The following is a 13,884-nucleotide window of genomic DNA, read 5'->3' on the forward strand; positions in this document are numbered from 1 at the left end:
ATGGCGCTGGCCGAAGGGATGTTGATGCGCGACGAAGGCTCGGGCGATCGGACTGACGCAGATGTGGTGCTGGGGGATGACTGGGTTGCCCCCGACAACACCATCGAAAAGGAACTTCGCGCCAGCCGTGCGCGCAGAAGTCTGTTTTCGCTCAACCGTTCGCCGCTGACCCGCAAGATCATCACGTTCAACCTGATCGCGCTGAACGTGCTGGTGGCCGGGATTCTCTGGCTGAACTCGTCACGCGATACGCTGGTCCTGCAACGTGGCAATGCGCTTGGCTCCGAGGTCGAGCTGATCGCCGACGTCATCGAGACCCGGCTGCCAGACAGAGCGCCGCTATTGATCGGCACGGCTCCTGACGTCGACGTGCCCGGCATTCTCGCCGGGCTCGACCTGCGCCGGGGGGTCGAGCTGCTTGTCTTCGACGCTGGCAACTTCCTTGTCGGCGAAACCATCGGCACCCTGCCCGAGCTGATGCCATCGGACCCGCGCGGCGATAACCGCCCGACGCTGATTTCGGATTTCCTCGATACGGTCTGGCGCGGCATCGCGGGCATGTTCGCCTATTTCGAGGATGCGCCGAATCTTGCCACCGAGGACAAGCTGCGGCGGATGATCGAAAGCGGCGATCTGACGCTGACACGGGTTCTTCCGGGCAAGGATGCCACCGGCAAGACGCTGTTCACCGCCTTCTCGCCGATCCGGCAAGGCGATGCCATCGTCGGCACCGTGGCGCTGGTCTCGACCGCCGCCGAAATCGACGCCGCCGTCAGCGCCGAACGCGAGCGGGTGCTTCAGATGTTCGTCATCGCCACGCTGGTGTCGATCGGGCTGAGCCTTGTGCTGGCCTCGACCATTGCCAACCCGATTTCCGATCTGGCCGATGCCGCCGAAATCGGGCGCGAGCGCAACCACAAGGGCAAGGGGGGCACCTCGCGCCGTATCCGCATTCCCGACCTGACCGCCCGCCCCGACGAAATCGGCCGCCTGTCCGGTTCGCTGCGCGGCATGGTCTCGGCGCTCTATGACCGCATCGACAGCAACGAACAGTTCGCCGCTGATGTCGCGCATGAGATCAAGAACCCGCTGGCAAGCCTGCGCTCTGCCATCGGCAGCCTGCGCATCGTCAAGAAAGACGAACATCGTGCCAAGCTGCTGGACGTCATCGAACATGACGTGCGTCGCCTCGACCGACTGGTCAGCGACATTTCCAATGCCTCACGGCTGGATTCCGAACTGGTCAAGGAAGAAGAGCAGGAATTCAACCTGCTGGAGATGCTCGGAAATCTCGCCCAGTTTCTGGGTGAAGATGCGCGCCGCAAAGGGGTGGAATTCATCACCGACCTGCCTCCCCGTCCGATCATGATCAACGGGCTTGAACCCCGGCTGGCGCAAGTGTTCGTCAACCTGATCAGCAACGCCGTCAGCTTTTGCGAAGATGGCGACGCCATCCGCGTCTGGGCCAGACGCCGCGACAATCGCGTGCTTGTGGTGGTCGAGGATACCGGCCCCGGCATCCCCGAAGAGGCGCTGCAAAAGATCTTCAAACGCTTTTACTCGCAACGCCCCGAGAACGATTTCGGCAACAACTCGGGTCTTGGCCTTGCGATTTCCAAGCAGATCGTCGAGGCGCATGGCGGCGTGATCTGGGCCGAAAACATCCGTCCGACCGAGGCCGACGTCACCTCTGAACCGCTTGGCGCGCGCTTCGTCGTGGGCCTGCCGATCTAGGGTATGATCCCCGAAGGTGCCTCTGTGATCCATGCCACCGCCATCGCGGTGGACGGGATGGGGCTGTTGATCCGCGGCGCATCTGGGCGTGGAAAATCCGGCCTTGCCCTGGAATTGCTGGCGCGCGGCGCGGTGCTGGTGGCCGATGATCAGGTGATTGTCACGCCTGAGGGCGAGGCGCTCTGGCTGTCCTGCCCCGAGGCGCTGAACGGGCTGATCGAGGCGCGCGGGCTGGGGCTGCTTGGCGCTGCAATGGCCGGGCGGGTGCGGCTGGCGGCGGTTCTCGATCTGGATGAAACCGAAACTGCACGCTTGCCGCACCGCCGCGAAATCATGCTGCACGGGCGCAGAATCCCCTTGCTAAGCCGCGCGCTCACCCCCACGTTCCCGGCAGCGCTCATACAGTATCTCCGCGGCGGACGAAGGGAAGACCTCTTGCAGACGGACCAACAGGCGCGGACCCAGAGAGTGGTCCTTGTCACCGGCCCGTCAGGCGCCGGACGGTCTACCGCGATCAACGCGCTAGAGGATTTCGGCTTCGAGGCGATCGACAATATCCCGCTCAGCCTGATTCCGCGGCTGCTTGAGGGCGGCGCGCTGTCGCGCCCTGTCGCGCTGGGGGTCGATATCCGCAACCGGGAATTCTCGGTGCTGCGCCTGCTCGACCTCTATCGCGCGCTTGGGCAGGATCAGCGGATCTCGGTTCAGTTGCTGTATCTCGATTGCCTGCCCGACGTGCTGGCCCGGCGCTATTCCGAAACCCGCCGCCGCCACCCGATGTCGCCGGACGAAAGCTATACTGCGGGCATCGCGCGCGAAATGTCTCTGCTGAACGAGGCACGCAACGCCGCAGATATCCTGATCGACACCTCCGAACTGTCGCCGCACGATTTGCGCGCGCGGATGGAAAGCCTGTTCACTGACGATGCCGGGCAGCGCCTTGCGGTGTCGGTCCAGAGCTTTTCTTACAAGCGCGGCTTGCCGCAGGGGCTGGACTGGGCGTTCGACTGCCGCTTCCTTGACAACCCGCATTGGGAGCCCGCGCTGCGTAGCCTGACCGGTCTCGACCCCGCCGTACAGGATCACGTCGGCCGTGACGCGCGCTTCGCGCCTTTCGTCGACAAGCTGACCAGCCTCGCCTTGTTCGTGCTTCCGGCCTGCAAGGAAGAAGGCAAGGCGCATCTGGCCTTCGGGCTGGGCTGTACCGGCGGGCAGCATCGGTCTGTTACCGTCGCGGAAACCTTGGCACGCAGCCTTGCAGAGCACGGCTGGCAGGTGTCATGTAGACACCGCGAACTGGAGCGCAGGGGGCTGGCCGTGCCCGCCCCGACGCGAGAGGATCTCGGAGGACGGCAAGCGTGATCGGCATCGTGATCGTCGCCCATGGAGGGCTGGCGCGGGAATACCTTGCCGCGGTCGAGCATGTGGTCGGCACACAGCCCGGCGTGATCGCCGTGTCGATCGAAGCCGACCACGATCGCGCCCGCAAGCAGGCCGAGATCTGCACCGCCGCTGATGATGTCGACACTGGCGATGGCGTGGTGCTTGTCACCGACCTGTTCGGGGGCTCGCCCTCGAACCTGTCGCTGCTTGCCTCCCAGCAGGAAAACCGGCGGATCCTCTACGGCATGAACCTGCCGATGCTGATCAAGCTAGCGAAAAGCCGGCAAATGGATGTACCCGATGCGGTAAAGGGCGCGCTCGAAGCCGCCCGCAAGTATATTGACAGCGCGAACATCAAGCCTGATCCCCGGTGAACCGGCCAGTCTGACGCGTGCAGGAAAGAGACCATGACCGAAACGGTACAGCGTAAACTCAAGATCGTGAACGAAAAGGGGCTGCACGCCCGCGCTTCGGCCAAGCTTGTCGAGGTGGTCGAAGGCTTTGATGCCCGCGCCGAGGTCTCGAAGGACGGGCTGAGCGCCGGCGGTGACAGCATCATGGGGCTTTTGATGTTGGCAGCCTCCAGGGGAACCTTTATTGAGATCGAAACGTCCGGCCCGGACGCAGAGGCGCTTGCGGATGCATTGGAAGCTCTTGTCGCGCACCGGTTCGGAGAGGACGACTGAGCGCCGATCAGGCGCCAGAGAACAGGTCACCCACGGATGGCTGCAAGACGGAAGACCAGGAAACTGGCCAAAATACGGGTCGAAGCAAGCGCATGTTGGATAGTTCTCAGGCCTCGCTGTCTCGGCGCAGCATGACGCCTCCGGCCCAGGCGCCGTATGACAAGCGCAAGCTCAGCTACGCCAACACCTTCACCAATCCGTGGAAGGCAAACACCATCCGCGCGATGGAATGGGCAACGGGAAAGATCCCGCTGATCCAGCTGGTGCGCCGGGTCGAACGCGACGGTGTACGCAGCGGGCAGGCCTTTTGGGCCCATGCGCTGGAACATATGCGCATTCCGCTGCTGACCCCCGACGCGCAGATCCGCAACATTCCGGCGACCGGTCCGGTGGTTGTTGTCGCAAACCACCCGCACGGGCTGGTCGATGGCATGATCCTCGCCGAGCTGATCGGGCGCGTGCGCACCGATTACCGCATCCTGACCCGCGCGCTGCTGACTGGCGTTCCCGAGATCGAGGAATTCATGATCCCGGTGCCCTTCCCTCACGAAGAGCACGCCCGCGAGCAGAGCCTCGACATGCGGACCCGGGCGATGGATCATCTGAGGACTGGCGGCGTGATCGCCCTGTTCCCCTCCGGCACAGTGGCCTCGTCGCAGACCCTGTTCGGATCGGCTGTCGAAGCGACGTGGAACCCGTTCACCGCCAAGATGATCCAGCGGTCGGGGGCAACGGTGGTGCCGATCTATTTCCCCGGTCAGAACAGCCGCGCCTACCAGATCGCCAACCGGATTTCGCCGACGCTGCGGCAAGGCTTGCTGATCCACGAAGTCATGCACGCCTGCGGGCGGGCGCAGAACCCGGTGGTCGGACAACCGATCTTTCCTGCCGAGCTGAAAGACTGGGCCGGTAAGCAGCGCGACTTCATCGGCTGGCTGCGCGAGCGCACCTTGTCGCTGGGCGAAAATTCACTCGGCCAGAGCTGAAAACAGGATCTCGTCCGCCCCAAGGCGCAAGGTGTCAGGATCTGTCGCAGGACAAATCCTGCCCGTGCGTTGGGATCAGCGGGTCGGCACCGGCTCGTCGCCGCGATAATCGTAAAAGCCGCGTTTGGTCTTGCGCCCGAGCCATCCTGCCTCGACGTATTTCGTCAAGAGCGGGCATGGGCGATACTTGGTATCCGCCAGACCTTCATGCAGCACGTTCATGATCGCAAGACAGGTGTCGAGCCCGATGAAATCCGCCAGTTCCAGCGGCCCCATCGGATGGTTTGCGCCCAGCTTCATCGCCATGTCGATGGATCGGACATTGCCGACACCTTCATACAGCGTGTAGACCGCCTCGTTGATCATCGGCACAAGGATGCGGTTGACGATGAAGGCCGGGAAATCCTCGGCGCTCGCGGCGGTCTTGCCAAGCCTTTCGACCACGGCCAGACAGGCCTTGTAGGTCTCCTGATCGGTGGCAATGCCCCGGATCAGTTCGACCAGCTGCATCAACGGCACCGGATTCATGAAATGGAACCCGAGGAATTTCTCTGGCCGATCCGTGCGCGACGCCAGCCGGGTGATCGAGATCGACGAGGTGTTCGACGTCAGGATCGTGTGCGGCTTCAGGTGCGGCGCAATGCTGTCGAAAATCTTCTGCTTGACGCTTTCCTGTTCCGTCGCGGCCTCGATCACCAGATCGGTCGCACCAATCTCGGCCAGATCAAGCGTCGCGCGGATGCGCCCCATGGCGGCATCGCGTTCTTCGGCGGTGATCTTTTCGCGGCTCACCTGACGGTCCAGGTTCTTGCCGATCAGGGCGATCGCCTTGTCGAGCGCGTCCTGGCTGATATCCGACAGCCGCACCTCGTACCCGGCCAGCGCCATCACATGGGCGATCCCATTGCCCATCTGCCCCGCGCCGATCACCCCGATCGTGTTGATTTCCATCGTCCGCACCTCTGAATTGTCGGCTGCACGATAGTCATAGGCCGGGAAAGGTCGCAAGGACAGGCGGGCGGAATCTTCTGGTTTTTCGTCTTAGCGAAATCGAAAGGCGAATCTTCCAAAGTCATCATCGGGTGAGATGAGTGAAAGGTGGGTGGGATGACCGTCGCCGTACCAGCGCAAGCTGCGCTAGACTATTTTCCGTGTCGATACGGAAGATCACGTGTATTGTTCCGCGGCCCGCGCCGCAGACTCGATGAATCCTACATAGGATTCATCGGGGGAACCGAAACATATGGGAGATTTATTGAAACGCCGTTCCCGGCTCTGATCGAGCATCAGATCGGATTTCCCTGCGTCAACTTCGGCGCAGTCAATGCCGGGCTCGATCTGTATCTGCATGATCCGGCGATCATCGGGCTCGCCGAAAAGGCGCAGACCTGCGTGGTTCAGGTGATGGGCGCACAGAACATGTCGAACCGCTATTACAGCGTGCATCCCCGTCGCAATGACCGCTTCCTGCGGGCGTCGGACCGGTTGCAACAACTGTATCCAGAGGTCGACTTTACCGAGTTCCATTTCAACCGGCACATGCTTGGCCGATTGAAGCAACTGTCACCAGAGCGGTTCAACGAGGTGGTGCTGGAATTGCGCATCGCCTGGGTGGCCCGCATGAAACATCTGCTGACGCTTCTGCGCGGGCGGGTGCTGCTGCTCTGGTTCGCCGATCGCGCGCCGTCGGACAAACCGGTCAGCGATACGCAGGGCGATCCGCTTTTCGTTGATCGTGCCATGCTGGACGCGCTGCGACCCCGCATTGCCGGGCTTGTGGAAACTCCACTCTCCGATCCGGCCCGCAGGCATGGTGCGCCGGGGATGATCTACAGCGATTTCGAAGCAAGCGCCGCCGCCGAACTCATGGGCCCGCAGGCCCACGAGGAAACCGCCGAGCATCTGCTTCCGATGCTGCGCGAGCTGCTCGGGTGATCGCGGGCTGCATCATATTTCAGCCCCCTTGAGGCGATCCTGCGGAAATCATTCGGATTCGCCGCACTGCGGCGAGCCGACGCAGCTCCAGGTCATGGAAACCTGCAAGTATCCGGGTATAGCTGAGCGCAAAGATCCGGTGTGCTGCATTCGCCTGACAGGGCGGATCCGGCGCACCGCTGCGCAGCCAGCCGGAGAGCCGCATGCAAATCGAGAATCGAACCTTTGACGAACTCAAGGTCGGCGATCAGGCCGAACTGCGCCGCCTGTGCACCGCCGATGATCTGCTCGTCTATGCCAATGTCTCTGGCAACCACAACCCGCTGCACATCCACAACAAGGATGGCGATGGCGACGGGCACCCCGAGGCGATTGCGCCCGGCTCCTTTGTTGCGGCGCTCGTGGGCGCTGTGCTTGGCAGCGTCATGCCGGGGGCCGGCACCATTTACCGCCGACAAAGCTGGGAATACCACGGCCGCGTCTTTGCCGGTGACGAGGTGACCATTCATGTCATCGTCACCGACAAGAACGACAATGACACCAGCGTCACCCTCGCCACCGAGGTCCGCCGCATCACCGGCAACACCCTCGTGCTGTCCGGCATGGCCGAGGTCTACGCCCCCCGTCAGAAGGTCAGCTACAACAGCCACGACCTGCCCGGCCTCATCGTCCAGCGCCACCGGCATTTCGAAAAGCTGCTGCACAAGGCCGAACCGCTTGCCGCGCTGCGCACTGCCGTTGTCTGCCCCGAAGAACCAAATTCGCTGGGTGGCGCTCTCAAGGCGCGCGACCACACGTTGATCGACCCGATCCTGATCGGCTCCTCCGCCCGCATTCTCGACGTCGCCAAAACAATGGGCCTGTCTCTCGACGGGGTCGAGATCATCGACGAGCCGCTGCACCGCGACGCGGCCCGCAAGGCGGTCGAGCTGTGCCATTCCGGCGCCGCTCAGGCGATCATGAAGGGGCACCTGCACACCGATCAGCTGCTGCGCCCGATTCTCGACAAGCAGACCGGGCTGCGCATGGGGCGTCGCTTCACCCATATCTTCGTGATGGACGTGCCCGGCCAGCCGCATCCAATTCTGGTGACCGACGCCGCGATCAACATCGCGCCCGATTTGAAAACCAAGGTCGACATCACGCAAAATGCCATCGACCTCGCGATCTCGATTGGGATCAAGGAACCCAAGGTCGGCGTGCTCTCCGCCACCGAAACCGTGAACCCCGACATCCCGTCGTCGATCGACGCCGCGCTTCTGTCCAAGATGGCGGAGCGCGGCCAGATCACCGGCGGGCTGGTCGATGGCCCGCTGGCCATGGACAACGCGGTCGACATCGCCGCCGCAAGGACCAAGGGCATCACCTCGGCGGTCGCCGGGCGCGCCGAAATCCTCGTTGTGCCAAATCTCGACGCGGGCAACATGCTGGCCAAGCAGCTGACCTACATCAGCCATGCCGAAGCTGCCGGCCTTGTGCTGGGCGCCCGCGTTCCGATCATCCTCAACAGCCGCGCCGATGATGACATGAGCCGCCTCGCCTCCTGCGCCGTCGCCGCCCTGCACCATGCCCGGATGTCCGGCATCTCCAGCTGAACCAGTCCGCCCCCGCCAGATGGGCGCGGCCCCGGCCTTCATCTTGCCAGATAAACTCCCGCCGGAGGCATCCGGCGCGCGCAGCCGAGCGAGCGTGTCTGTCGGTGTGCAATATTCCGGCTTGCGCCCCGCCAATTAATTCACTAATTCATGAAATATGGAAATGAAGAGATTCGAACAACTCGCGACCCTCGCCCACAAGCAGCGCATGGATCTGTTCCGGCTGCTCATGCGCCGCTATCCCGATGCCGTCCCCGCGGGCGAGATCGGCACGGCGCTGGGGTTCAAACCCTCGACCGCCTCGGTTTACCTCGCTGCGCTGCGCGAGGCCGGGCTGATCGAGAAAACCCGCGAGGGCCGCTCGCTCCTGTACCGCGCCAATGTAACGGCGGTGCAAGGGCTGGTCGGATTTCTGACCGATGATTGCTGTCGCGGCAGGCCAGAGCTGTGCCTTGCCGAGAAACCGAAAGGGATCGACATGACCGACGGGAAATACAACGTCCTCTTCATCTGCACCGGCAATTCCGCCCGGTCGATCATCGCAGAATCTCTGCTCACCCGGCTCGCCGGAGACCGGTTCCGCGCCTTTTCGGCCGGCACCCGGCCCTATTCAGTGTTGAACCCGACCGCCGTGCAGATGCTGTCTGGCAAGGGGATCGACACCTCGAACCTGCGCGCCAAGCATATCTCGGAATTCTGGGGAGACTCGGCGCCAAAGCTCGATTTCGTCTTCACCGTCTGCGACCGCGCCGCCAACGAGGAATGCCCTGCATGGCCCGGCCAGCCGATCAGCGCCCATTGGGGCCTGCCCGACCCGGTCAAGGCCACTGGCAGCGACGCCGAACGGATGCTTGCCTTCCAGCAGGTCTTCGGGATGCTCAAGCACCGTCTCACCGCCTTCGCGGCCCTGCCGCTGGACACGCTCGACCGAATCTCGCTGCAGCACGCGCTTGACGATCTCGCCACCACCTCCGAAGGAGCCGACCAATGACCACCTACGCGCTGAACGGCCTTGGCCGCATGGGCAAGCTTGCCCTTCGTCCACTGCTGGAAAAAGACGCAAAGATCGCGTGGATCAACGACGCCGTCGGCGACCCCGAGATGCACGCCCATCTGCTGGAATTCGACACGGTGCACGGCCGCTGGCCCGCCACCTTCAGCCATGATGCCGATAGCATCACCATCGACGGCACGCGCCTGCCCGTCCACACGCAAAAGCGCATCGAGGATCTGCCGCTGGACGGGGTGGATGTTGTCATCGACTGCACCGGCGTCTTCAAGACCGAAGCAAAGCTTGCCCCCTATTTCGCCGCCGGGGTGAAAAAAGTCGTGGTTTCGGCCCCCGTCAAGGATGGCCCCACCACCAATATCGTCTACGGCGTGAACAACCACGATTACGACCCGGCGCAGCACAGCATCGTCACGGCGGCGAGCTGCACCACCAACTGCCTCGCGCCCGTGGTCAAGGTCATCCACGAAAATCTGGGCATCAAGCACGGCATGATCACCACGATCCACGACGTGACCAACACCCAAACCATCGTCGACCGCCCCGCCAAGGATCTGCGCCGCGCCCGCTCGGCGCTCAATTCGCTGATCCCGACCACCACCGGCAGCGCCACTGCGATTACGCTGATCTACCCAGAACTGACCGGCAAGCTGAACGGCCACGCCGTGCGCGTGCCGTTGCTGAACGCCTCGCTGACCGATTGCGTCTTCGAGCTGGAGCGCGAGACCACCGCCGCCGAGGTCAACGCCCTGTTCGAGGCGGCCGCCAATGGCCCGCTGAACGGCATCCTTGGCTATGAAACCCGCCCGCTGGTCAGCTGCGATTATACCAACGATCCGCGCAGCAGCATCGTCGACGCGCCCTCAACCATGGTCACCAACGGCACCCAGCTGAAGGTCTACGCGTGGTATGACAACGAATGGGGCTATGCCAACCGGCTCGCCGATGTTGCGCTGATGGTCGGCGCGGCCCTCTGACATACCGGCGTTACCTCGCCCGGTCATCCAAGCACACGCCCCTTATGCAAGCAGAGCCCGCCATGTCAGATCGACCCCTCGCCGCCTATGTCGCCGTCACCGCCGCCTATTGGGCTTTCATGCTGACAGATGGCGCGCTGCGGATGCTGGTTCTGCTGCATTTCCACACGCTGGGATTCAGCCCGGTGCAGCTGGCCTATCTGTTCGTGCTCTACGAGATCGCGGGGGTGATCACCAACCTGTCCGCGGGCTGGATCGCGGCACGGTTCGGCCTGACCTCGACGCTCTATGCCGGGCTGGGCTTGCAGGTGGTGGCGCTGCTGGCGCTGGCGCAGCTGAACCCGGACTGGGCAATCGGGGCGTCGGTGGTCTTTGTCATGCTGGTGCAAGGCGCCTCCGGGGTGGCCAAGGATCTGGCGAAGATGTCGTCGAAATCCGCCGTCAAGCTGCTGGCCCCCAAGGGCGGCGACGGGCTGTTCCGCTGGGTCGCGATGCTCACCGGGTCGAAGAACGCGGTAAAGGGCGTTGGCTTTCTGCTGGGCGCGGCGCTGCTCGGGCTGGCGGGCTTCGTGCCGGCGGTGCTGGGCATGGCAGCGATCCTTGCGCTGATCCTTGTCGCCGTGGCGCTGAAGATGCCGGGCGGGTTGCCCACCGGGCGCAAGGACGCGAAATTCTCCGAGGTGCTCTCGAAGAACCGCAACATCAACTCGCTGAGCTTTGCGCGGGTCTTCCTGTTCGGGGCGCGCGACGTGTGGTTCGTGGTTGGTATCCCGATCTATTTCTACGCGGTGCTGTCGGATGGCACCGAGGCAGGCAACCGGCTGGCGTTCTTCACCATCGGCAGCTTCATGGCGGTCTGGATCATCCTTTACGGCGCAGTGCAGGCCGCGGCCCCAAGGCTGCTGAAGGCCAAGACCCGCGGCGCAGCCCTGATCCATGACGCCCGCCGCTGGGCGCTGGCGCTGGCGGTGGTCCCCGCGCTACTGACCGTGCTGGTGCTGCTGGCGGGGGAACCGGCGCCGTGGCTGACCACGACGCTGGTGGCCGGGCTGCTGGTGTTCGGCGCGCTGTTCGCGGTAAATTCGGCGCTGCATTCCTACCTGATCCTTGCCCTGACCGATGAGCGACGGGTCACCATGGATGTGGGCTTTTACTACATGGCCAACGCGGCGGGGCGGCTGATCGGCACCGTGCTGTCGGGGGCCAGCTATCAGCTCGGCGGCCTGCCCGCCTGCCTTGGCACCGCCGCCGTGATGGTCGCGCTCAGCGCATGGGGCGCGGGCAAGCTGCGCAGCCCCGCGCCGCAGCCCGCCTGATCCAGCCCCCCGAACAAGCCGCATGTGACGCGCAATCTCGCCTGCCTGAGAAATTTACCCGGCGCGAACCCGCAGAAGCTGCGCCGGATCAAGCCGCGCGGCGCGGTTTCGTGCCAGCATCAAGGCATGAAACACGTGGTTCCCCTCCCCCCCGCCGACGCGGTTCCGGCAATAGGCGATGCTCCGCACAACGCCATTGACCGGGCTTTCCATGCCACCATCGGAAGCCTGACCGGCGGCCTGTCCCCAATGGGCCTTGCCACCGCATGGTTCGACTGGGGGGTACATCTTGCGGGCTCTCCGGCGAAACAGGCCGAGCTTCAGGAAAAGGCCATCGCCAATGCGGGGCGCGCCCTGCAGGCCGCGATCACCTGCCCCCTGCCGCCGCAAGGCGAGGCCTGCGCCTGCATGGCCAATGACAAGCGCTTTCGCGACCCGCAATGGCAGCGCGCCCCGTTCAACATTCTGGCGCAATGGTTCCTGCTGACCGAAGACTGGTGGGATGCAGCCACCACCGGCGTGCTCGGCGTGGCCCCGCGCCACGCCCAGATGACCAATTTCGCCGCCCGCCAGACGCTCGACATGCTGGCACCTTCGAATTACGCGGCGACCAACCCCGTGGTGCTGGAACGCACCCGCGACGAGGCCGGGCAGAACCTTGTGCGTGGCCTTCACAACTGGCTTGAAGACCTGTCGCGGATGGATGACCGCCCCCACCCCGGCGCTGGCTTCGAGATTGGCAAAACCCTCGCCACCACCCCCGGCGAGGTGGTCTATCGCAACCGCCTGATCGAGCTGATCCGCTATCGGCCCACCACCGCAACGGTGCTGGCCGAGCCGCTGCTGATCGTGCCCGCGTGGATCATGAAATACTACATCCTCGATCTGTCGGCACAGAATTCGCTGGTGCGCTTCCTCGTCGATCAGGGGATCGAGGTCTGGATGGTCTCGTGGCTCAATCCGCAGGCCGAGGACGCCGACCTCGGGATGGAGGATTACCTGCGTCTTGGGGTGTTTGACGCGCTTGATGCCATCGAACGCGCTGTGCCCGGCCAGCGCATCCACACGGCGGGCTATTGCCTTGGCGGCACGCTGCTGTCGATCGCCGCCGCCGCGCTGGCGCGCGACAAGGACGCGCGCATTGCCTCGCTCACGCTGCTGGCCGCGCAGGTCGATTTCACCGAAGCCGGTGAGATCACCCTGTTCATCGACGACAGCCAGGTGGCGTTTCTCGAGGATATCATGGCCGAACAGGGCTACCTCAAGTCCGACCAGATGGCCGGGGCGTTCCAGATGCTGCGCTCGAACGATCTGATCTGGTCGCGCACGATCCGCGAATATCTGCTGGGCGAGCGGGGCACGATGAACGAGCTGATGGCGTGGAATGCCGATGCCACGCGGATGCCTGCCCGGATGCATTCGGAATATCTGCGCCAGCTGTTTCTGGAAAACCGGCTGGCACTGGGGCGCTACAAGGTCGGCGGCGCGCCGGTGTCGATCGAGGATATCACCGTGCCGATCTTTGCGGTGGGCACCGAAAAGGACCATGTCGCGCCGTGGCAATCGGTGTGGAAAATCACCCATCTCGCCAATGGCGAAAAGACCTTTGTGCTGACAAGCGGCGGGCACAATGCCGGAATCGTGTCAGAGCCGGGGCATCCGCGGCGGCACTACCGCATCGGCGATGTGCAGGGTCATGCCGGGGAAGCCGATCAATGGCAGGCGGGCCTGCCCCCCGTGGACGGATCGTGGTGGCCCGCCTGGACCAAATGGCTTGCCGGGCGGTCCCGCGGGGTGCGGGCGGTGCCGGACGAGGACAACCCGCTGGACACGCTTTGCCCCGCGCCCGGCAGCTATGTCTTTGGCTAGGCCTGCGCCGTGGGGAACCACAGGCGTTCGGCCAGCTTGACCATCTTCGCCGTGTGGGCGCGATAATCAGCGACTGCACGGCGCATGAAACAGGCCTGAACCCCCATCAGGTCGGCCGGAGTCCGGCAATGCAGCAAACGCTGGTGCGTGACGCAATCCGCGCGGAAACGGTCGGTGCAGAATCGCTGCACCTCGGTGCCGATGTCGAGCACGGTCTCCAGCGTCGTCGTGATGGCCCAAGGCTCCGCGCTCCAGTGGACACGGAATTCTGGATGGATCTTGCGTTCGACGTGAAGCCGGTCCTCGTGAGTGATCATGTTCATGTCTTGCCTCCTCCATGCATGACAGCGCGACCCTACCACAAACGGCATGAACCTGTCTTGACCCGGCGCAT

The 13,884-nt window shown here is 63.9% G+C and carries 13 protein-coding genes and 1 pseudogene; 12 read left to right on the top strand and 2 right to left on the bottom strand.

Features of this window, described 5'->3' with window-relative positions; genetic code table 11:
• The 6 genes and pseudogenes from Q4543_RS03070 (at position 1) to Q4543_RS03095 (ending at position 4,789) form a co-directional block, all read left to right on the top strand.
• Positions 1 to 1,734, top strand: a complete 1,734-nt coding sequence (locus Q4543_RS03070; protein ID WP_303436285.1) for a sensor histidine kinase — start codon at positions 1 to 3, stop codon at positions 1,732 to 1,734.
• Between the two features lie 3 nt (positions 1,735 to 1,737).
• Positions 1,738 to 1,968, top strand: a pseudogene (locus tag Q4543_RS03075) (HPr kinase/phosphorylase); the annotation flags it as partial.
• Positions 1,969 to 2,169: 201 nt separating this feature from the next.
• Positions 2,170 to 3,096, top strand: coding sequence for an RNase adapter RapZ (gene rapZ / locus Q4543_RS03080; RefSeq protein ID WP_303436320.1), 927 nt, complete (start codon positions 2,170 to 2,172; stop codon positions 3,094 to 3,096).
• Entirely contained in the window at positions 3,093 to 3,491 is a 399-nt protein-coding gene (locus Q4543_RS03085; protein ID WP_216003479.1) for a PTS sugar transporter subunit IIA, read from the top strand. Before rapZ ends, Q4543_RS03085 begins: the two co-directional genes overlap by 4 nt.
• Before the next feature lie 33 nt (positions 3,492 to 3,524).
• Positions 3,525 to 3,803 (top strand): HPr family phosphocarrier protein, encoded by a 279-nt coding sequence (locus tag Q4543_RS03090; RefSeq protein ID WP_216003480.1) that lies wholly within the window; start codon positions 3,525 to 3,527, stop codon positions 3,801 to 3,803.
• 92 nt (positions 3,804 to 3,895) lie between these two features.
• Positions 3,896 to 4,789, top strand: a complete 894-nt coding sequence (locus tag Q4543_RS03095) for a lysophospholipid acyltransferase family protein (RefSeq protein ID WP_303436286.1) — start codon at positions 3,896 to 3,898, stop codon at positions 4,787 to 4,789.
• A 75-nt stretch (positions 4,790 to 4,864) separates the two neighbouring features.
• On the opposite strand, the gene Q4543_RS03100 is transcribed toward Q4543_RS03095, so the two are convergent.
• Entirely contained in the window at positions 4,865 to 5,740 is an 876-nt protein-coding gene (locus Q4543_RS03100; RefSeq protein ID WP_216003482.1) for a 3-hydroxybutyryl-CoA dehydrogenase, read from the bottom strand.
• 156 nt (positions 5,741 to 5,896) lie between these two features.
• Between Q4543_RS03100 and Q4543_RS03105 the strand changes: the two genes are divergently transcribed.
• The 6 genes from Q4543_RS03105 to Q4543_RS03130 all read left to right on the top strand — a co-directional run bounded on the left by Q4543_RS03105 (position 5,897) and on the right by Q4543_RS03130 (position 13,490).
• The gene (locus Q4543_RS03105) at positions 5,897 to 6,724 is read left to right on the top strand and encodes a DUF6473 family protein (protein WP_303436287.1); all 828 of its coding nucleotides are present in this window, start codon (positions 5,897 to 5,899) and stop codon (positions 6,722 to 6,724) included.
• Positions 6,725 to 6,927: 203 nt separating this feature from the next.
• Positions 6,928 to 8,319: a bifunctional enoyl-CoA hydratase/phosphate acetyltransferase gene (locus Q4543_RS03110; RefSeq protein WP_303436288.1), complete on the top strand. Its 1,392-nt coding sequence runs from the start codon at positions 6,928 to 6,930 to the stop codon at positions 8,317 to 8,319.
• A gap of 157 nt (positions 8,320 to 8,476) precedes the next feature.
• Positions 8,477 to 9,310: a helix-turn-helix domain-containing protein gene (locus tag Q4543_RS03115; RefSeq protein WP_303436290.1), complete on the top strand. Its 834-nt coding sequence runs from the start codon at positions 8,477 to 8,479 to the stop codon at positions 9,308 to 9,310.
• Positions 9,307 to 10,305: an ArsJ-associated glyceraldehyde-3-phosphate dehydrogenase gene (locus Q4543_RS03120; RefSeq protein ID WP_303436291.1), complete on the top strand. Its 999-nt coding sequence runs from the start codon at positions 9,307 to 9,309 to the stop codon at positions 10,303 to 10,305. Before Q4543_RS03115 ends, Q4543_RS03120 begins: the two co-directional genes overlap by 4 nt.
• Positions 10,306 to 10,367: 62 nt before the next feature.
• Positions 10,368 to 11,621, top strand: coding sequence for an organoarsenical effux MFS transporter ArsJ (gene arsJ, locus Q4543_RS03125; protein ID WP_303436292.1), 1,254 nt, complete (start codon positions 10,368 to 10,370; stop codon positions 11,619 to 11,621).
• Positions 11,622 to 11,747: 126 nt separating this feature from the next.
• On the top strand, positions 11,748 to 13,490 hold the full coding sequence (locus Q4543_RS03130) for an alpha/beta hydrolase (RefSeq protein ID WP_303436293.1): 1,743 nt from the start codon (positions 11,748 to 11,750) through the stop codon (positions 13,488 to 13,490).
• On the opposite strand, the gene Q4543_RS03135 is transcribed toward Q4543_RS03130, so the two are convergent.
• Positions 13,487 to 13,813: a phasin family protein gene (locus Q4543_RS03135; protein WP_303436295.1), complete on the bottom strand. Its 327-nt coding sequence runs from the start codon at positions 13,811 to 13,813 to the stop codon at positions 13,487 to 13,489. The genes Q4543_RS03130 and Q4543_RS03135 overlap by 4 nt on opposite strands.
• Between the last annotated feature and the right edge of the window lie 71 nt (positions 13,814 to 13,884).

The organism is Salipiger sp. 1_MG-2023 (assembly GCF_030547555.1).
GTDB lineage: Bacteria > Pseudomonadota > Alphaproteobacteria > Rhodobacterales > Rhodobacteraceae > Salipiger.